At 61.8% G+C, this 23740-nt stretch carries 19 protein-coding genes; 12 read left to right on the top strand and 7 right to left on the bottom strand.

Translation table 11 applies throughout. The features are described from left to right. Positions 1–79: 79 nt before the first annotated feature. Positions 80–1600, bottom strand: coding sequence for a hypothetical protein (locus ABAC402_RS28825; protein WP_023449206.1), 1521 nt, complete (start codon positions 1598–1600; stop codon positions 80–82). Positions 1601–1783: 183 nt separating this feature from the next. On the opposite strand from ABAC402_RS28825, the gene ABAC402_RS28820 reads away from it, so the two are divergent. The 3 genes from ABAC402_RS28820 to ABAC402_RS28810 all read left to right on the top strand — a co-directional run bounded on the left by ABAC402_RS28820 (position 1784) and on the right by ABAC402_RS28810 (position 3888). After that, complete coding sequence (locus tag ABAC402_RS28820; RefSeq protein WP_155847357.1) at positions 1784–2458, top strand: hypothetical protein; 675 nt, start codon at positions 1784–1786, stop codon at positions 2456–2458. A gap of 442 nt (positions 2459–2900) precedes the next feature. Then, positions 2901–3092, top strand: coding sequence for a hypothetical protein (locus ABAC402_RS28815; RefSeq protein ID WP_023449204.1), 192 nt, complete (start codon positions 2901–2903; stop codon positions 3090–3092). Positions 3093–3204: 112 nt separating this feature from the next. Next, complete coding sequence (locus ABAC402_RS28810; protein WP_023449203.1) at positions 3205–3888, top strand: hypothetical protein; 684 nt, start codon at positions 3205–3207, stop codon at positions 3886–3888. Here ABAC402_RS28810 and ABAC402_RS28805 read toward each other — a convergent pair. The 6 genes from ABAC402_RS28805 to dnaG all read right to left on the bottom strand — a co-directional run bounded on the left by ABAC402_RS28805 (position 3881) and on the right by dnaG (position 11316). Further along, complete coding sequence (locus ABAC402_RS28805) at positions 3881–4915, bottom strand: serine hydrolase (RefSeq protein WP_031235473.1); 1035 nt, start codon at positions 4913–4915, stop codon at positions 3881–3883. The two genes, ABAC402_RS28810 and ABAC402_RS28805, sit on opposite strands and share 8 nt — an antisense overlap. Position 4916: 1 nt before the next feature. Then, entirely contained in the window at positions 4917–5606 is a 690-nt protein-coding gene (locus tag ABAC402_RS28800) for an ABC-2 transporter permease (RefSeq protein WP_023449201.1), read from the bottom strand. Then, positions 5603–6514 (bottom strand): ABC transporter ATP-binding protein, encoded by a 912-nt coding sequence (locus ABAC402_RS28795; protein WP_023449200.1) that lies wholly within the window; start codon positions 6512–6514, stop codon positions 5603–5605. The genes ABAC402_RS28800 and ABAC402_RS28795 overlap by 4 nt, the downstream gene beginning before the upstream one ends. A 13-nt stretch (positions 6515–6527) precedes the next feature. Then, complete coding sequence (locus ABAC402_RS28790) at positions 6528–6896, bottom strand: GntR family transcriptional regulator (protein ID WP_023449199.1); 369 nt, start codon at positions 6894–6896, stop codon at positions 6528–6530. 342 nt (positions 6897–7238) lie between these two features. After that, positions 7239–9338, bottom strand: coding sequence for an RNA polymerase sigma factor RpoD (rpoD, locus tag ABAC402_RS28785; protein ID WP_023449198.1), 2100 nt, complete (start codon positions 9336–9338; stop codon positions 7239–7241). Between the two features lie 121 nt (positions 9339–9459). Then, a complete protein-coding gene (gene dnaG, locus ABAC402_RS28780) occupies positions 9460–11316 on the bottom strand; it encodes a DNA primase (protein ID WP_023449197.1) in 1857 nt (618 codons plus the stop codon). 91 nt (positions 11317–11407) lie between these two features. Here dnaG and ABAC402_RS28775 point away from each other — a divergent pair, with 91 nt between their 5' ends. The 9 genes from ABAC402_RS28775 to ABAC402_RS28740 all read left to right on the top strand — a co-directional run bounded on the left by ABAC402_RS28775 (position 11408) and on the right by ABAC402_RS28740 (position 23297). Further along, complete coding sequence (locus ABAC402_RS28775; protein WP_031235472.1) at positions 11408–12217, top strand: hypothetical protein; 810 nt, start codon at positions 11408–11410, stop codon at positions 12215–12217. A 56-nt stretch (positions 12218–12273) separates the two neighbouring features. Further along, positions 12274–13365 (top strand): Gfo/Idh/MocA family protein, encoded by a 1092-nt coding sequence (locus ABAC402_RS28770; protein WP_023449195.1) that lies wholly within the window; start codon positions 12274–12276, stop codon positions 13363–13365. A gap of 219 nt (positions 13366–13584) precedes the next feature. Next, the gene (locus ABAC402_RS28765) at positions 13585–14865 is read left to right on the top strand and encodes a hydroxymethylglutaryl-CoA reductase (RefSeq protein ID WP_023449194.1); all 1281 of its coding nucleotides are present in this window, start codon (positions 13585–13587) and stop codon (positions 14863–14865) included. Continuing rightward, positions 14862–15800: a UbiA family prenyltransferase gene (locus ABAC402_RS28760; RefSeq protein ID WP_023449193.1), complete on the top strand. Its 939-nt coding sequence runs from the start codon at positions 14862–14864 to the stop codon at positions 15798–15800. The genes ABAC402_RS28765 and ABAC402_RS28760 overlap by 4 nt, the downstream gene beginning before the upstream one ends. Beyond that, on the top strand, positions 15788–18343 hold the full coding sequence (locus ABAC402_RS28755; RefSeq protein ID WP_023449192.1) for a PEP/pyruvate-binding domain-containing protein: 2556 nt from the start codon (positions 15788–15790) through the stop codon (positions 18341–18343). Before ABAC402_RS28760 ends, ABAC402_RS28755 begins: the two co-directional genes overlap by 13 nt. Then, the gene (locus ABAC402_RS28750) at positions 18340–19455 is read left to right on the top strand and encodes a DUF3419 family protein (protein WP_023449191.1); all 1116 of its coding nucleotides are present in this window, start codon (positions 18340–18342) and stop codon (positions 19453–19455) included. The genes ABAC402_RS28755 and ABAC402_RS28750 overlap by 4 nt, the downstream gene beginning before the upstream one ends. Next, the gene (locus ABAC402_RS28745; RefSeq protein ID WP_155847356.1) at positions 19452–20783 is read left to right on the top strand and encodes a diacylglycerol/polyprenol kinase family protein; all 1332 of its coding nucleotides are present in this window, start codon (positions 19452–19454) and stop codon (positions 20781–20783) included. Before ABAC402_RS28750 ends, ABAC402_RS28745 begins: the two co-directional genes overlap by 4 nt. Further along, complete coding sequence (locus ABAC402_RS0120025; RefSeq protein WP_023449189.1) at positions 20780–21766, top strand: GNAT family N-acetyltransferase; 987 nt, start codon at positions 20780–20782, stop codon at positions 21764–21766. The genes ABAC402_RS28745 and ABAC402_RS0120025 overlap by 4 nt, the downstream gene beginning before the upstream one ends. Continuing rightward, complete coding sequence (locus ABAC402_RS28740; RefSeq protein ID WP_023449188.1) at positions 21753–23297, top strand: AMP-binding protein; 1545 nt, start codon at positions 21753–21755, stop codon at positions 23295–23297. Before ABAC402_RS0120025 ends, ABAC402_RS28740 begins: the two co-directional genes overlap by 14 nt. Positions 23298–23740: the final 443 nt, after the last annotated feature.

Raw genomic sequence — 23740 nt, 5'->3', positions numbered from 1 at the left:
GTTGTGTCGCGCAATTTATCCGAAAACGGGAGCGCCCGTGCGGGTGCGTCACACTTTATCGGATTGCGCTCTGGAACTTTCAAAATCTCAAAGGCCACGTGCGAATATTTATTTTTGCTGCCTGAGCCGCCGCCACCACATCCGGGCGGGCCTTGACCGCCGCCATGGCCGCCACGAAACCCCTATCGCGCTCGCCAAACGGAATCGGCGCCAAGCCATTCTGCATGAACATGATCACCGACAGCCGGCTGCCCGGATCCCGGATCGCCGCGATCAGAGCCTGGGCCGCGCCTTCGCTGTCGCCAGCGCACAGGGCCGGCTTGACGCGCAGCAACGGCTGGCTGGCAAGGCCGGCAACCGATGCCGCATAGCCCGGTTCGTCGCCGGCATAGGCTAGAGCGCAGGCCTTGGCCCCTGCCAGTTGCAACTGGTCGTCAGGCTCCATCGACTCCGTCTTCAGGCCCGCCGCCAGGGCGAGGGCTTCCTTTTCCCGCCCGCTATCGGTCAGGTAGTTGATATAGATGAGATTGTGGTTGATGGCATATTCCGGCGTCAGCTTGGCATTGCCGTCCTTGAAAGCCTTATCAGCCTCGATATGGCGTCCCAGGTCGGCCAGCAGTGAACCGCGATCGGTCAGCAGGCCGGGATAGGATTCAATGTTCTGGAAATTTTGCAGGCCATATTGCTCGACCAGGGCAAAGATGCCGTCCAGTTGGGTCAGGGCCAGGCTGCTCTGGTCGTCGGCGCGCTCCAGCAGGATCAGATAGCGCAGCACCATAAGTTCGGCAGGGTTGCCAGCAACATGCTCCGTCGCGGCGCGAATCTCGCGATCAATCACCGGACGGACGTCGAACGGTGCCACATTGGGATCGCTCAACTCGCCATCACCTTGCATGATGACATAGACCAGGCTGTCCTCGGCAATATCCTTGCGGTACAGAGCGGCGTGGGTCTCGTCGCCGGCGGCAAGGGCCTTGCGCAGGCCTTCGACGCGCATGAAGCCGATCAGCGGCCGCGCCGCCGGATTGTGCGCTTGCCAGCGCACTTCTTGCAGACGGTTCAGCAGTTTATGCCCGGCTTCACCATCGACGCCGGCCAGTTGCAGCAGCAGCCCCATGACCGACATGTCGGTAAAGTCCCCCGCCGTCGCCGGGAAGCGCGTCAGGCCCTCGTTGAGCGCGATATTGGCGGCAAGTACCTGGTTGTCGATCAGCAGCAGGAAGACGTGCAGGTCGTAAGCCGCAGCATTGGCGCTCGGGCGCTTTATATTGTCTGCTGACAGGGAGATGGCCGCCTTCATGCCGTCGGTCTGGGCGGTACAGGCGATCAGGGAGGCGCGCATGCTGGCGGCCAGGTCAGGATCGGCCTGGGCCAGATAAGGGTCGTTCCATAGCTGGTTCAGCGGTCCCCGCGCTCCGGCGCAGTCCTCGCTTTGCAGTGCGGCGGAAGCCTGCATGATGGCGATCGCGGTGCCCGGGCTGGTTTGCGGCGCATCGGCGGCCATAACGGCGGGCGCGGCCAGCCCGGCGGCCAGGGCCAGCACAGCCAAACCCGAGGAAACCAGGTTGCTTATCCACCGCGTTTTGCGACCGGTCTTCATGCCATCCCCCGAACTCAATTCCGTACACACCATAATCCGTTAACCCACTCTAGCGGCAAACGAACACCCGGCAAGCGAAAAGGCGTTTCCAATATGCGGCGTGTGACCGGTGTGGCCGATTGCGCGCATTGACGCGGTTCGAACCGCCGCATAAATTGCATCTGGTTTTCCGGGGAGGATGTGATGAGGGGCTTTTTCAAACTTGTAACGGCGGGGGCGGCGATGCTGGTTCTGTCGGCATGTAACATGTTTCCGGTCGGTCCAGACCTGGCCAAGGCCCCGACGCCGTTCGGCAACGCTGCCCAGGTGGACATCGCCAACGCAGATGAAGGCATGGACGTTCATATCCGCCATATGCCCGACGGCGACCGGATCACCCTGACCTATCCGATGCTCGGCAAGAAGCCCTATGAAGGCGACGTCACCTATCACGCCATCGACGGTACCGCGGCTGAGAGCAACTGGCTGATCGCGGCCAATGTCTTCCAGTCGGCCGACCGTTCGGTCTATGCTATCCTGAAATACCCCAGGGGCACCACCTTCGCCCCGGGCAGCGAAACGCAAGGCGAAGTCATGATGCTGACCTGCGCCATGCGCATGCCGTCGGAAGAAGAACTCGAGGCCAAGTACGAAAACGCCGACAAGGACGCCAGCGAGGAAGATCAGGACATCCTTGTGGCCAGCGCCTTGAGCGACATCTTTAGCGCCTGCGACTTCAACACGGTCGAAGAGGTACACGCCTTCGCGCCCAAGGCCATCGCTGCCGCCCGCGAGGAAGACGAGATAAACGCCAGGGTCCCGGCAAGCCGGCGTGAAGACAGTTACGAGTGGAAGCCGGTGACTATCCGGGTTCCATAGGCGGGCGTACTGCGTGTTGCAGTCAGTGGAAGCACTGACCTTCGCAAAAAAAGTGTCCACAAGCCAGACAAGCCAGATGAATGGCGCCCGTACGCGCCGTCGCAACCCGGACTTCTTCGCTTCCTGACGCGCTTCGCTCGTCGAAAAAACCAAAGGTGGTCTAATACCAATCCACGATGACCTTGACTCATCGTGGATTGGCAAGGGCGACTGCCCGCCCGAGCTTACGCGAGGAGCCATGCGGCGCTTGAGCTGAAAAAATGCGAATACCAAGCGACATTCTTTATGAGGCTTGGTATAAGCGCTTCGGCTCCTGATATGCGCTGTACATCTGGCTTATCTGGCTCATCTGTGGACACCCACTTTTGGCCTTTCCGGCGGCCCGAACGGAGCCAGGCGCAGCTCAGGGCGGCATTGGCCGCAGATCAGAGTTCTCGCAAAAATGGAAGGCTCGCAGACTGACGCGTATGTCGAACAACGCCGCGCGCCTACCTCGGCACTTGATGAGGCCATTCTGGAGGGTGATAAAGGCTTCTTTGTCTCCGGCGAAAAGGTTTTTGCCTGGCTGGAAGACCTCAGGACCGACTCGAATGCTCCGGCGCCGGAGGCAGATGTAGTCAAGGCACGAACCTGATCCTGCTGCCGAACCTCGAGTAACCTGACCCTGCAAGCTCCACATAACAGGTTTTGTCACTTGACGATCACGAACTTGTGATCAACACTTCCGCCATTACCGGGAGGTGGTCATGAACCATGTTATGCTGATTATCGTTGCGGGCCTGGCCTTGACCGGATGCAATAAGGTGTTCGACGACCAGTCCGTCGTCGGCCCGGACCTCAGCGGCGACGGCCCGTTCGAAGGCGCGGCCGAAGTGGTCATGACCGAGCCTTTCCGTATTGATGGCAAGGACAAGACCCGCCACATTACCATCAGACCGCGCGCCGGCGAGGATGTCGGCACGGTCGTCAACCTGACCTCCAACACCGAAAAACCCTTCAACGCCGGCGTCACCTGGCACGCCTTCACCCCCATCGTGGCCGAGACAAATGCCGAGGCCCGCGCCTACTGGCTGGTCGGGTTCAATCTCAGCCGTACCCCGGACCGGGCGGTCTACATGATCATTCGCTATCCCCGCGGGCTGGAGCTGAAACCGGGCCTGACCAGCGACGCCTTCGAGTACTTAAGCCTCGACTGCGGCGACCTCGACGTCGCCCGCCATCCGCCCGAGCACTTCGCCCCCGTTGCCGATGGCGAGGCGCGCAAGGACACACCGCTCGATCCCGCCCCTGAAGCCGGCGACTGCGAGTTCAATTCGTTGAACGAAGCGCACAAGCTGGCGCCGCTGGCGCTGCAGCGCTACGACCAGATCAAGCCTTACGAAGACGCCCCTACAGCCGACTGGAACCGGCTGAAGGTCGAGATCAGGTAGCCTTGCGCACGATGCGTATAATGCGCTTGTAGATGACTTCCGATTTCGTCCAAGCATTGCCACCGCTTGTACTGACAAACTGAACAACCACCGTGTCGATATCCTTGTGATAGCGCGCGATGCTCTGATACCCCGGCAGCAAACCGGTATGTTCGTAATCGTAGACGGACGAATAGATGGCCTGTTCATCATCATCCAGCAACGAACCGTCGTTCAGAGCCCGCAGAAAGACACCGACATCCTGGGCAGTGGCCACCATCGATCCGCCTGGGTTGATATAGTCGAACGACTTCAGGTCGCCGTCATAGCCGATGACATAGCCGCTGACGACATCCGCCGGGTTGACGTCGCTGAGCTGGCCATAGGTGCGGGTCAGGCCCAGAGGTGTCAGGATTTCGGCCTTGATGTAATCACGGTGGCTGTAGCCCAGGACCTTGTCGAGGATGGCGCCGACCAGCACGTAGTTGCTGTTGGAGTAGCTGTGCCGGCTGCCCGGTTTGAATTTCGCCGGCTTGCCCAGGATGAGGCCAAGGCTCTCGGCACTGTCGCGAGGCCTGTCCCAATAACCGGGCACATCGGTGAAGTTGGGGATGCCGCTGCGATGCTGCAGCAACATCCTCAGCGTGATGGTGTCGGCATTTTCAATGCGGCCGGCGGTTTCAGGCAAGAGGTGAGCGAGCGTGTCGTCGAGGGATAAACGCTTGTCACGGGTCAGCTTGGCGGCGGCAACGGCGATGTACAGCTTGTTGATGCTGGCGATCTTGAACAGGGCATGCGGATCGGCAGGGACCTTGGCCTGACGGTCCTTCCAGCCGGCAGCGTAAAAGGCCGGTGCTTTGCCCGCCTGGTCGACATAGACGATGACGCCATCCATGCCGTGACGGGCAGCATCGTCGACCTGTTCCTGCACCGTAGGCGGCAAGGGCGCGAAATAGGCATAGCCGACGTCCCAGGGCACGAAGACCGCCGTACAACCGATCGCTATGACGGCGATGATGAATCGGAAAAGCCACACGGGACGTTTCATGTCAGATGAAATCCCGCTTGGTGTTCTGGACAAGCAACGTCGCCACGATCACCGATACGGCGACCAGGACCTGCGCCGCCACAATCGTGACCGCCGTCGGGTTCCACACGGCTTGCGCTCCCCAGATATGATCGGAGATGGGTTGTAGGAAGGCGACCGCCCACAGATAGGCTGATGTCGCCACCTCGAAGAGCGCTATGCAAAGTACGGTAACACCCAGGTTCTGGGACAGAAGACTAACGGACAGGATGCAGGTATAGGCGACAAATCCGCCCAGGAAGACCATCGACACAAACGGCACCCCGCCCAGCGGCAAAAGGCCCCGCGCAAAGGCGAAGTAGAAGCCCACAGCACTGATAACGGCCCAGAACAGGCCGAAGACCGGCAGGTTGACCCACAGCTTGGCCCGGGTGAATTCCTTTACGGTGACCGGCAGGCTCATGATGAAGGCCTGAGTCGATTTTTCCCGCTCGAAGACGTTCGTCTTCATCAGCATGACGATGCCGCAGGTGCCGGCAGGTCCTATCAGCAGGATAAAGCCGAAATTGCCCTGCACCACGACCGGTATGTGGTCCCAGATCGCGGCCAGAATAGCGATAAAGACGAGGGTGACCACCACGAAGGCGAGGATGACCCGGCGCAACAACCGAAGGTCTTTAACGACGAGTTGCGGAACAATCGAGGTGCTCATGACGCGACTTTCATCTGGATGTTGGCCTTGGCGCTGAGGACGATGGTGAGGAATATCTCTTCCAGGGTCAGACGTTCGACAGCCGTCACCGACAGGCCGGCCTGGGTAAACTGCGCCGGCAGCGCGTCGTCGTACTGGTTTACGGTAACCGTCCATATCTGGCCGCTTTGCTGAACCTCCTTGATATTGGGCAGGTCAGGCAACGGCCTGTTGTGCGGATTGGTCAAGCGCAGCCGGCGCCAGCCGTCGAGAAAGTCTTCCTTGTTCGACGATTCAACGACGCGGCCGCCGTAGATAAAGGTGATGTGGTCGGAGATCTGCTCGACATCCAAGGTGTTATGCGACGAGAACAGAATGGACCGCGTCTCGTCAGCCAGCGCGTTCATCATCTCGTCGAGCACCTCCTTGCGGACCGCCGGATCCAGCCCCGTCGTTGGCTCGTCGAACACCAGCAGGCCGGGCCGGCGCGCCAGGGCCAGCACAAGGGTCGCCTTGACCCTTTGGCCATGCGACAGGCCCTTGACCTTCTGTTTTTCGTTGAGATCCAGGCGGTGCAGCAAGGTCTGGGCGTAATCACCATCCCACGAGTCAAAGATCGACCTGACGAAGTCCATGTGGAAGGCGATGGTTTCGCTCTCGTAGAGCCGCATATCCTCGGCGACAAAGCCGATATGCCGTTTTGCGGCGATCTGGTCGTGCGGCATGGCATGACCCAACACCCTGATCGAGCCGCTGTCGGGACCGATCAGCCCCATCACCATCCGCATGAGGGTCGACTTGCCCGCGCCATTGGGCCCAACCAGGCCCATGACAGTGCCTTGTTCGAACGACAGGTCGACGTTCTGCAAGTGAAAATGCGGGTAGCGCTTGCTGACGCCTTCGCACTGGATTGCCAGAGGCAGGTCCATAGACTTAACTCCCCTATTCCAGATACTGTTTCAGTATCTGCATGACTTTGTCGTCCGGTAGCCCCAGCGACCTGGCCAGCCTGCCGGCCTGCTCCAGGTGCTGGATCATCTCTTCGCGCTGCAGCGACTTCATATTGAGCGCGTCACTGACCCGGCTGCCCTTGCCCTGCTGGGTGACGATGACCCCTTCGCGTTCCAGCTCCAGATAGGCGCGCTTCACCGTAATGACGCTGACCTTGATATCGATCGCCAACTCCCGGATGGACGGCAGGTCCGCGTTGGCCGGCCAGTCCCCCACAGCAATCCGCTGTTTTATCTGCTCCATGATCTGCTGATACATGGGGCTGCTGTCGGTCTGGGAGAACACGAAGCCGTATTTCATATACACAGTATATACAGTTGGGGCGTGAGGGCAAGGGGAATTCTGTCGTTACAGTTGGTTGTTTTTATCCTCCACCGCTTGCGGGGGAGGTGTCGAGCAAGGGAGCCTTCTTAGGCGACCGCGTCGAGACGGAGGGGGAGCCGGGAGCTTGTAACGCCCCCTCCGCTTCGACGCGCTACGGCCTATGGCCTACGCTCGCTCAGCACCTCCCCCGCAAGCGGTGGAGGATAGTTGGGCGTCGGTCCGGGCTCTCCATCTCAATGAAAAAGCCCCGTCCCCCAAGAGGGACAGGGCTCTTTTATTGAATTAGGAAAGACCTGGGGCCGCAGGCCCCAGACCCCATTAGCTGTCGAGGAAACTCCGCAGCTTCCGCGACCGTGACGGATGCTTCAGCTTGCGCAGCGCCTTCGCCTCGATCTGACGGATACGTTCCCGCGTAACCGAGAACTGCTGACCGACTTCTTCCAGCGTATGGTCCGTGTTCATACCGATGCCGAAACGCATCCGCAGAACCCGCTCCTCGCGCGGCGTCAAGGACGCCAGCACCCGGGTCGTCGTCTCACGCAGGTTCGACTGGATTGCCGCATCGATCGGCAACACCGCATTCTTGTCCTCGATGAAGTCACCCAGGTGCGAATCCTCCTCGTCCCCGATCGGGGTTTCGAGCGAGATCGGCTCCTTGGCAATCTTCAAAACCTTGCGTACCTTTTCCAGAGGCATGGCCAGTTTTTCAGCCAGTTCCTCGGGCGTCGGTTCACGGCCAATCTCATGCAGCATCTGGCGCGAGGTCCGCACGATCTTGTTGATCGTCTCGATCATGTGGACCGGGATTCGGATGGTCCGCGCCTGGTCGGCGATCGAGCGCGTGATCGCCTGACGGATCCACCACGTCGCATAGGTCGAGAACTTGTAACCGCGGCGGTACTCGAACTTGTCGACCGCCTTCATCAGGCCGATATTGCCCTCCTGGATCAGATCCAGGAACTGCAAACCGCGGTTGGTGTACTTCTTGGCGATCGAGATCACCAGGCGCAGATTCGCCTCGACCATTTCGGTCTTGGCCTGACGCGCCTCGCGCTCGCCCTTTTGCACAGTCTGAACGATACGGCGATAGTCATCGACCGCCACGCCCATATCGGTGGCCAGGGTGATGATATCGCCGCGAATACGGCTGATGGCGCCGCCTTCGTTGTCGATGAACTTCTGCCAGCGCACGCCCATATCGCGCACCTTGGACTCCCACTGCGGGTCCAGTTCACGCGTATAATAGGCCGTCAGGAATTCCGAACGCGAAATACCGTACGAGTCGGCCATCCGCAGCAGCCGCCCCTCCAGTTGCATCAGACGCTTGTTGATGCCGTACAACTGCTCGACCAGGGCCTCGATACGCTGGTTGTTCAGCTTCAGGGTCTTGAGGTGGCGGGTAATGGTCGCCGTCACCTCATCGTAGGCCGCGCGGTCCTTGGGATCGAGGGGCAGGCCCTCGAGCTTGGCGCTCAGCATCTTTTCCTGGGTCCGGCGATAGGTCTCGAACTCGCCGGCAATGGCGTCAAGCGTCGCCATCACGCCGTCGCGCAACTCCGATTCCATGGCCGAAACCGAAGGCCCGGCACCGTCGTCGAAGTCGTCCTCTTCCTCTTCTTCCGGCTCTGGCTTCTTTTCCTGCTCATCCATCGGGACGTAGTCGTCGTCCTCGTCCTCATCGCCCGACTTCTTCTTGGTCTCGACCGGAACCGCTTCAACGACCTCTTGCCTGGGCGGTTCGGGTGGTTTCGGCGGCTCAGGCACCTTCACAACCACGGGCGCCGGGGCGCGCATGGCGATTACGCCGGCATCGCCCTCTTCCTCTTCACCGTCTTCTCCCAGGGCGCCCGGAGGCGGACCTTCCGATGGACCGCCGCCGTAAGTGCCTTCCAGGTCGATGATTTCGCGCAGCAGAATGCGGCCCGACCCCAGTTCTTCGCGCCAAACCATAATGGCTTCAAACGTCAGGGCGGATTCGCACAGGCCGCGGATCATGGTGTCGCGGCCGGCCTCGATCCGCTTGGCGATGGCGATTTCGCCCTCGCGCGACAAGAGCTCGACCGAGCCCATCTCGCGCAGATACATGCGCACCGGGTCATCGGTACGGTCATAGGCCGACGTCTTGGCCGTCTCGACCAGGCTGCCCGACTCTTCGCGAACCGCCACCTCCGTGGTCTCACCAGCCTCTTCTTCCGACTCGATGACATTCACGCCCATCTCGGTGAGCATGGCCAGGGTGTCTTCAATCTGCTCGGAGGTGAATTCTTCCGACGGCAAGACCTTGTTCAGCTCGTCCATCGTGACGTAGCCGCGGGCCTTGGCCGCTTTGATGAATTTCTTGACCGCAGAATCGGTCAGGTCGAGCAACGGGCCATCGGATGAAGTTTCCGATTCAGGTTTTTCTGCCGTTGTGCTCATTTTGTCACGCTCATATGGGTCTCCGCGGGTCAGCGCAAGCGCCCGCCAAATGCTCTTATTCCAGAAACTTCGTCAAGGAACCCTTAACCCAACCAGTTGAGTTTCCATGGTTTCTATGACATCATTCCTGCCAGATCTGTCCGCTTCGAAGGGTGCGCCGCAGGGCATCGCGTTCCAGCTTGAGCCGTGAAAAAAATTCTGTCCCGACACGATCGCGAGAGGAATTCAACGCACGTTCCAAGGCCGTCAAACGCGACATCGCGTTGAACGCCTGTATCCAGCGGGCATGGGCATCGGCGAGAGAGATGTCCGGTGACAGGAAGGGTGCGCCTGATTTCAGGGCCGCCTTTTGTATCTCGCTTAGTAATGCACCAAGTCCTTGAGTGTGCAGATGGCGGCTCAACCCTTCTCTGTCAAGGGGGGCGCCGCGGAAACTTATCGCCACCAGGGTGCGCGCCAAAGGGTCCAGAGCCTCATCGCCGAAGCCGAACGCCTCCAGCCCCTCGACCTGGTCTGACATCCAGTCGGGCTGGTCCAACAGGCCCTGAGCCAGGCAGGCAGCAATCGAATCGATCGCCTTCGACAGCTGGACGGCCGCAGAGCGCGACTCCAGCATGGCCGGCGCCAGGTAAACCTCGCCGCGTTTACGGAACTCGCCCTTCTTATAGGGCTGAAAGGGCGTCTGCGCCCTGGCCTTGGGTGCGAACATCTCATCGTAGCGCGCCAGCAGGTCGTGACGGTAACTCTCCGCCAGATCCTTGTCCTCGATCTGGGCCGCCAGGGCGCGCAGCCGCTTCTTGAAGCCGGCCTTGCGCTCCGGCGTATCCAGGGGCTCCAGTTCAGCCTCGCGCTGGAACAGCACCTGGACGAACGGTCTGGTCTCGGTCAGGGCGTCGCGCAACGCCAAAGCGCCCTTTTCACGGAGGACATCGTCGGGGTCCTTGCCGCCGGTGATCAGGCAGACCTTGAACGATTTGCCAGGCTTAAGCTTGGGCAGGGCGCGGTCCAGGGCACGGTAGGCGGCACGCTGACCGGCCTTGTCACCGTCGAAACAGAGCGTTGGCTCCGGGTGGCGCCGCCACAAAATCTCGATCTGCTCCTCGGTCAGGGCCGTCCCCAGTGGCGCCACGGCAGCGATCCTGGCGCGCTGGCAGGCGATGACGTCCATATAGCCTTCGACCACCACAAGGTCGGCATGATGCTGCTCGGCGCCCAGGATCTTAAGGGCACGCGGCAGCCCAAACAGCATCTGCCCCTTGTGGAACAGCGTCGTTTCCGGCCCGTTGAGATACTTGGCCTTTTCGTCGGGATTGAGCGCCCGGCCGCCGAAACTGACGACGTGTTCGCGCTGGTCGTGGATCGGGAACATCAGCCGGTCACGGAAACGGTCATAGGGCGCAGCCCCGCCCTCGACCTCGATCAGCAGGCCGCATTCGACCAGTTCCGACACCTTGGCGCCCTTCTGCACCAGGGCATCCTTCAACCCCGTACGCTCCTTCGGCGAATAGCCCAGGCCATAGGTCTGGATGTCCTCGGGCGACAACCCGCGCTTGGTGAGATAATCCCGCGCCGCCTGGGCCGCCGGATTGCGGTCCTGCAGCCGCGCCATGAACCATTTATGCGCCAGTTCCATCCAGTCGTTGAGCGACTGGCGTTTTTGTTCAATGGCGCGGGTTTCGGGCGTGACCGCGGGCAGCGCCATGCCAGCCTCGGCGGCCAGCCTCTCGACAGCTTCGTTGAACGACAGCCGCTCGGTTTCTATCAGGAAGGTGATGATGTCGCCGCTCTTGCCCGACGAGAAGTCGTGGAAGAATCGCTTGTGATCGTTGACATAAAAGGAGGGTGTCTTTTCCTTGGTGAAGGGCGACAAGCCCACCCATTCGCGGCCGTTACGGCGCAGCTTGACCGACTTGCCGATGACCTCCGAGGCCGGCAAGCGGGTTTTCAGTTCTTCGAGGAAATGGTCGTCAAATCGCACTGTACGCCTATACGCCTTCGCTGACTGTCGCGGAAGAGATTCGACAATGCGACGATCTGCGCTAGATTACATCAAACTCGGGGAGAGGATCATGCGCACACTTACAACGCTTGTTGCAACCGCAGCCCTTATGTGGGGCGCACCGGCGCTCGCTGCCGACGGCACACTGACCTACAACGGCAAGACCATCGCCGTGCGGGAAATTGCCGGCGGCGCGATTTACGCCGAAGCCGGCAACAATGGCCCCAGCCTGGAACAGATTCAGGTCGAGATCGATGCCAAAGGCCTGAGCGAACTGCTGCCCCTGGTCGATGTCATGATCAAGGGCGGCAAGGACATGCCCAACCTGACCCTGACGACAGAGGGCCAGACCCACACGCTGTTTGGGGTCCGCCTGAGTAACCTGGTCCTGCCGGCCTGCACCGCCCAGTCGATCTCGGACCCCAGGATTCAGCTCGCGCTTCATGTCGAAAAGATCAAGTCTACGCTTGAACTTAAGTCCGCCACGCCGGTGAACCTCCGGCCTGTCGCTGCAATGCCCCTAACCTCATGCACGATCACCATCACCGGCGCGCAGGTCACGGCCGACACTGTCGTCCAACCGATCTTTATTGGCCGCCACATCGACGACGGCGCCGTCGGGGAGCTTCGCGATTATGACCAACCCGCCGACTCACCTGCAGGCTCTGCCGTCACCCTGGGCGGAAAGTCATTGAATGCCTGGGCGCGCAAGGACCTGACGCTGGGTACCGACGGCAAGGCGACCGTCATTATCGCCTATGCCACGGCGTCAGGTCCGGCCTTCGTGCTGACCTATGCCGAGGCACGCCCCGACAGCGCCTCGCTGGTCGGCGGCGAGACCAGCATGACCTCCAACAGCATGACCCTCACCAAGCCGTAGCTTGCAATCACCGCTGATCCGCGCATAGTCCATCCCAAAACGTGGGGAGAAACGACATGCTGCTCAGGATATACCTTGTTATCGCGCTGCTGTTCGCCTTCGCCGCGCCAGCCCAGGCCAAGGAACCCATGCCGATCGGCGTGGTCGGCCTGTCGCATGATCATGTCCACTGGCTGTTCGGCAGCCTGAAGCGCGGCGACGTCAAGATCGTCGGCATTGTTGAAAAGGACCGCGCCCTGGCGAAGCGCTATGCCGACCAGTATGGCTTCAGCATGGACCTGGTCCATGACGATATCGGCGCCATGCTGGACTCTGCCAAACCCCAGGCGGTCGCCGGCTTCGGTCCCATCTCCGACCACGTCAAGATCGTCCGTGCGGCTGCCCCGCGCGGCGTCCATGTGATGGTCGAAAAGCCACTGGCGCTCAATGCCGCCGAAGGCCGCGAAATGGCTGGCCTGGCGCAGAAACACCAGGTCCAGGTCCTGACCAACTACGAAACCAGCTGGTATCCGTCGGTGGCCGAAACCAAGTCCATCGTGTCGGCCGGCGCTCTCGGCCCGGTGCGCAAGATGGTCATCCATGACGGCCATCAGGGACCGAAAGCCATCGGCGTATCCAAGGAATTCCTGTCGTGGCTGACCGACCCGGTGCAAAACGGCGGCGGCGCGGTCATCGACTTTGGCTGCTACGGCGCCAATCTGATGACCTGGCTGAACGGTGGCCTCCGCCCGGTCGCGGTGACAGCCACGCTGCGTACTTTCCAGCCCGGCAACTACCCGAAGGTCGATGACGAAGCCACCATCTTCGTCGACTATGCCGACGCGCAGGGCATCATCCAGGCGTCGTGGAACTGGCCGGTTTCGCGCAAGGACATCGAAATCTACGGCACCGCCGGCCAGATGATCGCCGACGATCGGGACACTCTGCGCCGCTGGGGCTCGACACCGGAAAGCATGAAGACGTCCGAACTGCCTGGTCGCACAGCGCCGTTCGACGATCCGTTCGCCTGGTTTAGCGCCGTGGTCTCTGGCGAGGTCAGGCCGGACGCTTTCGACCCGGGCTCGCTGGAGAACAATCTGATTGTCATGGAAATCCTCGACGCCGCCCGCGAAAGCGCCCGCTCCGGCAAGACAGTGACATTCAAGTAGGCTGCACGTTTACAGCCTTGAAAATAAATACTTTTTCACGTTTCCCTTGAGAAGACAGCGCACTTGCGTGTGGTTTCCACCCCTTCCCACGTGTGGAGATAAGCCGCGCGTCAGGCTCGTTGCCAGGGATTTTGCCTTTCGCTTCAATTCTGACTTGCAAACTTTTGTGCGGCGCATCACAGCGGTATCGGTGAACGCATTTCGGGGCTAGTCTGTGCCATGGCCATACACCATAACAAGATCAAAGCGCTGTTCGAACGTTTTATGGCCGGGGCATCGCCGGCGCAGTTGCTCCGCCATCTGGCGGCCAAGCCTCATGCCCCGCCGCCACGGTTACGCCACCTGCCGCGCCTGACGCCGGACCTGCTGCGCAGCAACTGGCGGACGCTCAAAAAGAACACCTCCGTCGATGACGCTGACGAGGCGGTGTTTTGCGACTCAGACAGTCTGGGCGCTATCTCAGATTATAGTCAGAACATTGAAAACTGCATCGGCACACTAAAGGTCCCGGTCGGCGTGGCAGGCCCCTTGCGGATCAATGGCCTGTTTGCCAATGGAGATTTTTATGTCCCCCTGGCGACAACCGAAGCCGCATTGGTAGCCTCCTATGCCCGGGGTGCCGCCCTGATCACCCAGGCCGGCGGCTGCACCAGTCTTATTCTCAACGACACCATGACGCGCGCGCCAGGCTTTGTTTTTGACACCCTGGTCGACGCCGCGCAGTTCGTGTTGTGGCTGAATGCGCAGTACGACGCGCTGAAGCAGGTTGCTGACGCGACATCGCGATACGGGCGATTGCAGGACGTGCGCGTGACCATGGAAGGCAACCACGTTTACGTCAATTTTGACTATACCACGGGCAACGCCGCCGGCCAGAACATGGTGACCATCGCCACCGCGGCGATCATGACCTATATCGAGGCCCACAGCCCGATCACGCCGCAGCAGGCCTTTATCGAGGCCAACCTGTCCGGCGACAAGAAGGCCTCCAGCCTGTCCTTCCTGTCGGCGCGCGGCAAGAAGGTGACAACCGAGGTCACCATCGCTGCGGATACTGTACGCAAGGTCCTCCACTGCGAAGGGGCGCTGATGGTCGACTATTGCCGCCTGGCGGCTCTGGGCGGCGTGATGAGCGGAACCATGGGCGTGCAGGGCCACTTTGCCAACGGTCTGGCGGCGCTTTACCTGGCCACCGGTCAAGACGTCGCCTGCGTCGCGGAGTCCAGTATCGGCATCACCCGACTGGAACTGAAGGCAAATGGTGACCTCTATGCCTGCGTCACCCTGCCCAACATCATCGTCGGTACCGTCGGCGGCGGGACCGGTTTGCCGTCGCAATCGGCCGCGCTGAAAATCATGGGCCTAAGCGGCGACAACAGTGCGCTGGCCCTGGCGGAAATATCTGCCTCCATCTGCCTGGCCGGCGAATTGTCGATCATGGGGGCCCTGTGCGCCGGTGAATTCGCGTCCGCTCATGCACGACTGGCGCGCGGCAAATGAGCGACCTGGCCAGCCTCAGTTTATGGCAAAAGCTCTGGATCTATCAGGCGGAGCGCTTTCCCGTCTTCAAGCATGGTTTGCTGATTGCCGCCTTCAGTTCGTGCGGCATCTGCCTGTCTACCCTTTTGCGCCACGACCTAAGCTGGCCGAAGACCTCGACCTTTGTCGTTGGCTTCGTCGTCCTGTTCGGACTGTTCCTGCAGCTTCGTATCGCCGACGAATTCAAAGACGCCGAGGTGGATGCCCGCTTTCGTCCGACGCGCCCGGTCCCGCGCGGCCTGATCCGTTTGAAAACGCTCCTGTGGGTGGCGATTGTCATGGCGGCCGCGCAAGTGGCCGCCTGCCTTTGGCTCTACCCGCCCCTGCTGGGCCTGTTGGCGATTGTGTGGATCTATATGGCCTTGATGAGCGCCGAGTTCTTCGTCCCGACGTGGCTCAAGGCCCATCCGGTTGTCTATCTGCTGTCGCACATGCTGATCATGCCGCTGGTCGATGTCTGGGTCAGCGCCTGCGACTGGCTACCGGCGACCGGCGCGGCGCCCGACGGTCTCGGCTATTTCCTGGTCCTGAGCTTTCTGAACGGCGTCGTGCTGGAAATCGGCCGCAAGACCTTGGCACCGGCAAACGAACGCGAAGGCGTCGAGACCTACAGCGCCTTGTGGGGCTTGCGGCCGGCCCTGCTCGTCTGGCTGACGGCCTTGCTGGCGGCGGTCGGCTTTGCCCTGGTCCTGGCCGGACAGATTGGCACGATCTGGCTTGTCGCCGCCGTCAGTGCGCTCGTCATCATCCTGGCTGGCCTGTTGCTGGTCCGGCTCTGGCAGCGGCCCGATGAGCGCCTGACGCGGGCGCTGGAAAACCTGTCCGGCGTCTGGGTCCTGCTGTGTTATCTGGGATTGGGCTTCATTTCGCTGGGGGTGGCTCTATGGCCGAAATAGCTGTTTTCCACGCCCGGGACCGATTTGACGGCACAAACCTGCAAGCCCTGATCGGCGGCAAGGCAGCGACCCTGTGGACCCTGGGCCAGGCCTTTGCCATCCCACCCTGGTTCGCCGTCACGGGCCCGGCGTTTCTTGAAAATCTTACACCTGAGCAAAGACGCGCCTTCGACGCAGGCGACGCCATGGACGGCCTTGTCCTCGGGCACGACCTGCACGCCGCCATCACGGCGGCGGTCGCGCAGCTGTCTGGTAAGGGTTCATTGCTGGCCGTGCGGTCTTCCGCCATCGGCGAGGACGGTCAAAGCCTGTCCTATGCCGGGCAACTTCGGTCCTACCTCAACGTCGCACCGGACGCCGTGGCAGACCATGTGCTGAAGGTATGGGCATCGGCATTTGCCGACAATATTGCGGCGTATCAGACGCAGCGGGACCAATCTTCAAACACCAAAATTGACCGCCTTGTCCCGGCGGTCCTGGTGCAGGTCATGCTGGCCCCGCAGGTGGCGGGCGTCGCCTTCGGCTGCGATCCCGTGACCGGCAATCCTGACGTTTGCGTCGTCAACGCAACGCCAGGACTGGGCGACCGGCTGGTCAGCGGTGAGGTCAATGGCGCGCTCTATTACGTGCCCCGCGATCCAAAGGCCCTGGTCGTGGCCACGGAGGGGGGCAATGATCCCCTTTTGACGCCGGCGCAATTGCGCGCCGTCGAAGGTCTGGTCCGCCGGACCGAGGCCGTTCTGGGCCGGCCGCAGGATGTCGAATGGGCAATCGAAGGCGAGACCCTGTACCTTCTGCAAGCCCGCCCGGTGACGACCCTCAACAGCCGCGGCGATGAAATCGTCTGGGATAACTCCAACATTGTCGAGAGCTACAGCGGTGTCACCTCTCCCCTGACCTTTTCGTTTGCGCGCTATGTTTACGCCCACGTCTATATCGGCTTTTGTCAGTTGATGGGCGTGTCGCCGGTGAAGATCGCCGCCAACCACACGCGCTTCTTCCATATGCTCGGCTACATTCACGGCCACGTCTATTACAACCTTATCAACTGGTACCGGCTGCTGGCCCTGTTTCCCGGCTTCAAGATGAACCGGGCCTTTATGGAGCAGATGATGGGCGTCAAGACGCCCCTGCCCGATCGGATCGTCCTGGATATAGCCGGTCCCAGGCCTGACGGCTGGGCGCGCCTGGTCGACAGCCTCGATTTCGCGCGCACGCTTGCGGGTTTGGTCTGGCATCAACTGCGCCTGCCCGCGACGATGCGCGACTTTCATGCCCGGCTGGATGACGCCTTGCGCGGCGATGTCGCCAGCCTCGAACTTGACGGCCTGGCGCAGGCCTATCGCACGCTGGAAGAGAAGTTGCTGAGCCACTGGGACGCGCCGCTCATCAACGACTTCCTTTGCATGATAGCCTTCGGGATATCGCGCAAGCAGATGGAAAAGCTGGGCGGCGAACGCGGCTTGCAATACCATGCCGATGTCATGATCGGACAGGGCGATATCATCAGCGCCGAACCCGCCCGTTTGATGCGCGAGATGGCCGAACTTCTGGCGGGCGACGACGCGGCCACCGCGGCCTTTATCCACGCGGATGACGCCGCCATCCAGCACGTGCGGGCGCGCCTGCCGGCACTGGATCGCAAACTGGCGGCTTATTTTGACCGGTTCAGCGATCGCTGCCTGCAGGAACTGAAACTCGAAAGCCCGACCCTGCGCGATGATGCTTCGACGCTTTACAGCGCGATCGGCCAGATGGCCAAAGCAGGGTCGGGCGCCACGCCACGCCATGACCGCCTGCCAGAGCTCAGCTCGGTGATCGGGCACAATCCGGTCCGTCTTTTCCTGGTCGCACGCCTGCTCGACTGGGCCCGCAAAGGTGTGCGTCAGCGCGAAAACCTGCGCTTTGAACGCACGCGTGTCTTTGGCCGTGTACGGCGCATCTTCGTCACCATGGCAGACCATCTGACTCGGGCCGGGCATCTCGATGCGGCGCAGGATATCTTCCTGCTCGAAGTCGAGGACGTGCTGGGCTTTATCGAAGGCACATCGACCCTGTCGACGCTGAGAGGGCTGGCCGACCTGCGGCGGGGCCATCAGGACGCCTTCAAGGCCAGGCCCGCGCCGCCGCCGCGCTTTACCTCGCATGGCGCGGTGGGTCTGTTCGCAGATGGCCTTATCCCGGCCGATAGCAATGCCCGCGCGGAAGCCACCCCCGCCGGTGACAGCCTCAAGGGGCTGGGCTGTTGTCGCGGCACGGTGACCGGCCGAGTCCGGGTCATCACCGAACCCAAGCGGGCGACGCTTGAACCCGGGGAGATCATGGTGGCGCAATTTACCGATCCCGGCTGGATCACCCTGTTCGTCAATGCGGCGGGTATCCTGGTCGAGCGTGGCAGCCTGTTGTCGCATTCGGCAATCGTCGCGCGTGAATTGAACATCCCCGCCATCGTCGCTTTGGACGGCGTCATGGACTGGCTGACGACGGGTGACCTCGTCGAGATGGACGGCGCCACCGGAATCGTTAGAAAACTGGCGCCATGACCGATACGCAAAGCGAAATCGCGTCGAAGGCCGACTTCTCGCTGGTACGTTATGCCCAGTGCTGGGAAGATGCTGACCTGCTGATCGCGGCCCTGGCGATTGGGCCCGACGACCGCTGCCTGTCCATTGCCTCGGCAGGGGATAATTCGTTCTCTCTGCTGTCGCAGGGACCAAAGGCCGTGATCGCCATCGATCTCAACCCTGTTCAACTCCACTGCCTGGAACTGCGCGCCGGCGCCTATCGCCACCTGGATCATGCGGGCCTGCTCGAGCTTATCGGATCGAGACCCTCGGACAATCGCCGCGCCCTTTATCGCGCCGCCGCCGCGGACCTGTCGCCGGATGCCCGCGCCTTTTGGGACCGGCAGGAAGCCGACCTCCTTGCCCTGGGCCTTGGCGGTGTCGGCAAGTTCGAGCGCTACTTCGCCCTGTTCCGAAAGTTTATCCTGCCCCTGGTGCACGGCCGTACAACCATCGCCGCTGCCCTGGCACCCCGCGACCGCGCCGAACGTCAGGTATTTTTCGACCGGACGTGGCGCAACGCCCGCTGGCGGTTGTTGACACGGCTGTTCTTCTCGCAAACGGTCATGGGCCGGTTGGGGCGCGATCCCGCCTTTTTCACCTATGCCGAGGGCAGTTTCGGCGACCATATTGCCGCGCGCATCGATCACGCCTTCGTCGATCTGGAACCGGCGAAAAATCCCTACCTGCAATGGATCCTGACCGGGCGGCATATCAGCGCCCTGCCCCATGCCCTGCGTGACGAAAATTTCGCACCGATCCGCCGCAACCTCGACCGCCTCAGCTGGCATCACATGTCAACCGAAGGCTATGGCCGTCATGTCCAGGCCAGCGGCGAACGGATCCATTGTTTCAATCTCAGCAATATTTTCGAATATATGAGCGAGGACAATTTCCTCGCCACGATGCGGGGCCTGATCGACATGTCGGCCGACGGCGCGCGCCTTGCCTATTGGAACATGATGGTGCCGCGCCGGGCGTCTCGGCATTTGCCGCAGCTCGACTATGACGCGGCAGCCTCGAAGGCCCTGCACGACGCCGACAAGGCCTTCTTCTATCGCGACTTTGTGGTCGAACGGCTGAAGCCATGATGGCGCCGGCGTTTGTGTCTTTGATGACCATCGCCGCCGTCGTTGCGGCCCTGTTGGCCTTTCTGGGGCTGACGACGGTCCTGGGCCAACGCTACGGCCTGCATCCGGAGTTGAAGCGCAAGATCCTGCATACCGGCCTGGGCTTGAGCGCACTGGCTTTTCCGTTCCTTTTTCACCGCCTGTGGGAGATGGGGCTGTTGTGCGCCATCCTGCTGATCGTGCTGTTCGTTGTCCGGCGCCTGCCCGCCCTGAAGTCCGGGCTGGGCTCCAGCCTGCACGGTGTTGAACGCGTTTCGTTCGGTGAAGTTTTCTTCGTCCTGGCGGTCCTGGCCCTGTACGTGCTGGCCCGCGATCGTCTGGTACTTTACGTTGTCCCCTTGATCATCCTGACCTTGTCGGACGCGGCGGCGGCGCTGGTCGGCGTGCGTTACGGCAAGCGCGCCTTCGACGTCGTCAACGGCAAGAAGTCGCTCGAGGGCATGCTCGCCTTCTTCGGGGTCACCTTTGTCAGCGTCGCCCTGTGTCTGTATGGACTGGCGGACCTGCCTGTGGACGTCATTGTGCTGACGGCGTTTTTGCTGGCGGTCCTGGGCGCGCTGACCGAAGCGGTGTTGTGGCACGGACTGGACAACATCTTTGTGCCGCTGGGCGGCTATCTGTTGTTGTCCTACACCCTGGACGCCCAGCCCGGCGAACTGATCGCGGCGGCGATCGCGCTGATCCTGCTGACCGGGCTGGCGCTGGCGTCTCGGCGCTTCAGTCAGTTGAATACACACGCCCTGATGATGGCCATGATCTGTGCTGCCATTCTGTGGCTGGTCGGCGGTATCGCCTGGGTCTCTATAGCCCTGGTCATTTTCGGCGTGCACGTCGCCATTGTCGGCTGGCTGCACAAGGACGATGGCGTCTATACCATCGAGGCGGTGTTCTGCGTGGCCAGCTCCGCCATGATCTGGCTCACCGTCTGGCAAGCCTACCGTTATGAGGACGCGTTTTTCCTCTATTGCCTCGCCATGGCGATCCATATTCAGGTCAATCTGTTGCTGCGGCTCAAGGCGCACCGTCAACAGCTGGCCGGCCCGGTGGAGGTCACGATCGCCGCTTTCCTGTCCGGCGGAGCGATGATGGCGCTATACATGCTGTTTGCCGGCCCGACCCAGGCGCATGTCGTGCGCGCCGGCCTGGTCATTGTCGCGCTGGCCGTGGGCGGCATGTTGACCCGCGTCACGGCGGATCGCTTCACGCGATCGCGGTGGGTGGCGCAAGCCTCTTTTGCCCTGTTCGGATCGTTGCTCGGCTGGGTCATTTTGGAAAGTACCGGCCTGTGAGTGACTTTGCTGTCATCGATTTTACCACGGCGGCGGGACTTTCGTTCGCCCAGCCGGCCTTTGCCCCAAGCCTGGACAACGCCCCCCTGTCGCGGCCCGATCTGAGCTTTGCGGCGCGTGTCGATGGTGTTGTCCGCGCCTGTTTCAGTCTGTGGTGGCGGGCGACGCCGCAAATCGGAGGCCAGCCTTCGGTTTGTCTCGGCCACCTCTATGCCGAGGACGCAGCCTGGGGTCTTAAGGCGCTGGACCATGCCGGTCAGGTCCTGCGCGAGCGCGGCGCGTCTGGCAGGGTTCTGGCGCCGATGGATGGCAGCACCTGGTTCAGCTACCGCGTAACAATCGAGAGCGGCGATACGCCACCGTTTTTTCTGGAACGGTTCAGCGCCCCCTTCTGGCCGCAGGTGTTCGAAGCGTGCGGCTTCGAACTGACCGCGCGTTACCGCTCGTCTTTGACGAACGACCTCCGCCATGACGATCGTGCCGCAGCGGTTTGGGCCGAAAAAATCGCCTATAGCGGCATCAGGGTACGCGCCTTCGATCCGGCGCATGCTGAAGCGGATATGAAGGCCCTGCATAGCCTCAGCCTCACCAGTTTTGCGCGCAACCTGTTCTACACGCCTATTTCACAAGCCGACTTCCTGGCCGCCTATGCCCCGATCCTGCCCCTGGTGGTGCCTGATCTTGTCCTCCTGGCCCATGAGGGTGACGAACTCGTGGGCTTTGTTTTCGCCGTGCCCGATTACGCCTGGAAACAGCGCGGCGAGATCATGGATACGGTCGTGGTCAAGACCCTGGCCGTGCGGCCGGGCCGCAGCCTTGCCGGCCTGGGCAGCTACCTGGCCAGCCAGGTTCACGCCCGGGCTGCGGCCTTGGGCTACAGGCGCGCCATCCATGCCTATATGTTTGAGGGCAATGTTTCGCGCGTGATCAGCGACAAGTCCGCCACCTCGATCCGAAGTTATGGCCTCTATGCCAAAGCCTGAAACCCTTTTTGACCTGCTGGAGGTTCAGGCCAGCGCGCGCGGCGAGCACCTGGCCCTGATCGACGGCGAGGCGACCTGCAGCTATCGCGATCTGCACATCCGCGCCCGCAGCATGGCTGGCGGGCTGCAACACGCCGGGGTCACGTGCGGTGACCGCGTTCTGCTGCTCGTGCCGCTGAGCATCGACTTTTTCGTGGTGTTTCTGGCCCTGATGCGACTTGGGGCGGCGGCCGTGCTGATCGACCCGGCCATGCCGCTGAAAACCCTGCGGGCCTGCCTGAAAAAGGTCCGGCCGAATGTCCTGATAGGTGTCCCAAAGGCGCATCTGTTTCGCCTAGTCCCGGAGGTTGGCGCCATTGCGCTGGCGCTGAGCCTTGGCGGAGCCGTTCCCTTCGCGCGCCACGTGCGGCCGCTTGAGGCCAGGATACCAGGCCCTGTTGATCCGCATAGCGCCGCCTTACTGACCTTTACCAGTGGCTCAACGGGCACGCCGAAAACCATCGTTCGCAGCCACGCCTTCCTGTTGCACCAGCATGACGCCGTTCGATCGACCCTTGAGGCCCGCGACGGCGACATCGAGCTATCGACCTTGCCGGTGTTTATCCTGTCGAATATTGGCTGTGGTATCACCTCTGTCCTGCCGCTCAAGGGCTATGGCCGGCCGCACAGCATGCGGGCCGATCACATGATCGCCTATATGGCGGCCAAGGGCGTCAATCGCCTGCTGGCGGCGCCGGCGTTTTGCCGCAGGCTGTGCGACGAGGCCATGCGCCAGGACCGGCCACTGTCGGACCTGAAGCGCATATTCACCGGCGGCGGGCCGGTATTTCCCAATCTGCTGCGCGATTTGCAGCGCGCCGCGCCGCAGGCTGAAATCACCATGGTCTACGGCTCGTCCGAAGCCGAACCCATAGCGCACGTCCGGGCGAGCGAGGTGTCTGCGGACGATGTGACGGCGACCGCCAACGGGGCCGGTTTGTTGGCCGGGGAGCCGGTGGCAGCTGTCCAACTGGCAATCATTGCCGATACGGACGCCGTTCTGACGGAGATGGATGCGGAGGCGTTTGCGGCCCTGAAGCAGCCACAGGGCCAGGCGGGGGAAATCGTCGTTTCCGGCGCCCACGTCGTCAAGGGCTACCTCGACCCTGCCGATGCCGCCGGCACCAAGTTCAGCGTGGAGGCTACGCTGTGGCACCGCACGGGCGACGCTGGCTATCTCGATGCGCGGGGGCGGCTCTGGCTTTTGGGGCGCTGTTCGGCGCGGATAACGACGTCTGCCGGGGTGCTCTATCCGTTTTCGGTCGAAGCCGCGGTCATGGGTTTGCCGGGCGTCCGGCGGGCTGCCGCGCTCACCCAGGGCGAAGCGGTTACGCTGGTCGTCGAGGCCGATGCGCCGCTGACGCCGGATCAGTGCGCCGATCTGCACCGGCAATGGCCGGCCTTAAGCGCTATTCACCCCATGAAGCATATTCCGGTCGATCGCCGCCATCATTCGAAAGTGCTCTACCGTGAGCTTTTGAGGCGCCTTTAGCGACGGCCGCGACCTGGGTCGCACGAGGCCAGCGTCGTGGCAAACCTAGTCGCGATCAACTGGCTGTCGCCCCGCCCAGCAGCCGGATCTCAGAAGCTCTCGGGGAGAAAATGGCTCCGACCTTGTTTTTTGCGTTTTGGCCTGCGCTGCCCGTGCGGGGTAAGGGAAGTCGGCGGAGAGACGTAACGACTGAGTTGTCGCGGGCAGGACGATAAGTTTCATGCAAAGGGGCGGCAATAGAGCGCGTTGCAGAGCGTATACGTCTCTTCTGACAATGTGGCTGACCGTCGAAGCCGGCAAAACCAAAAGTAAGTCGCCCCACCACAATGTCGCTACGCTACGCTTAACTACGTTACGCTGTGCTTATGGTCCTTCACTTGCCGAGATGTATCTCGGCTGCGATCACGCCGCGTAAGAGGCGCAGGGATGTATAGAAGCGCGCT

The sequence above is a fragment of the Asticcacaulis sp. AC402 genome, from assembly GCF_000495835.1.
In the GTDB taxonomy this organism is placed as follows: domain Bacteria; phylum Pseudomonadota; class Alphaproteobacteria; order Caulobacterales; family Caulobacteraceae; genus Asticcacaulis.
The sequence above is the reverse complement of the archived record's forward strand: the minus strand, read 5'-3'. Positions and strand labels throughout refer to the sequence as shown.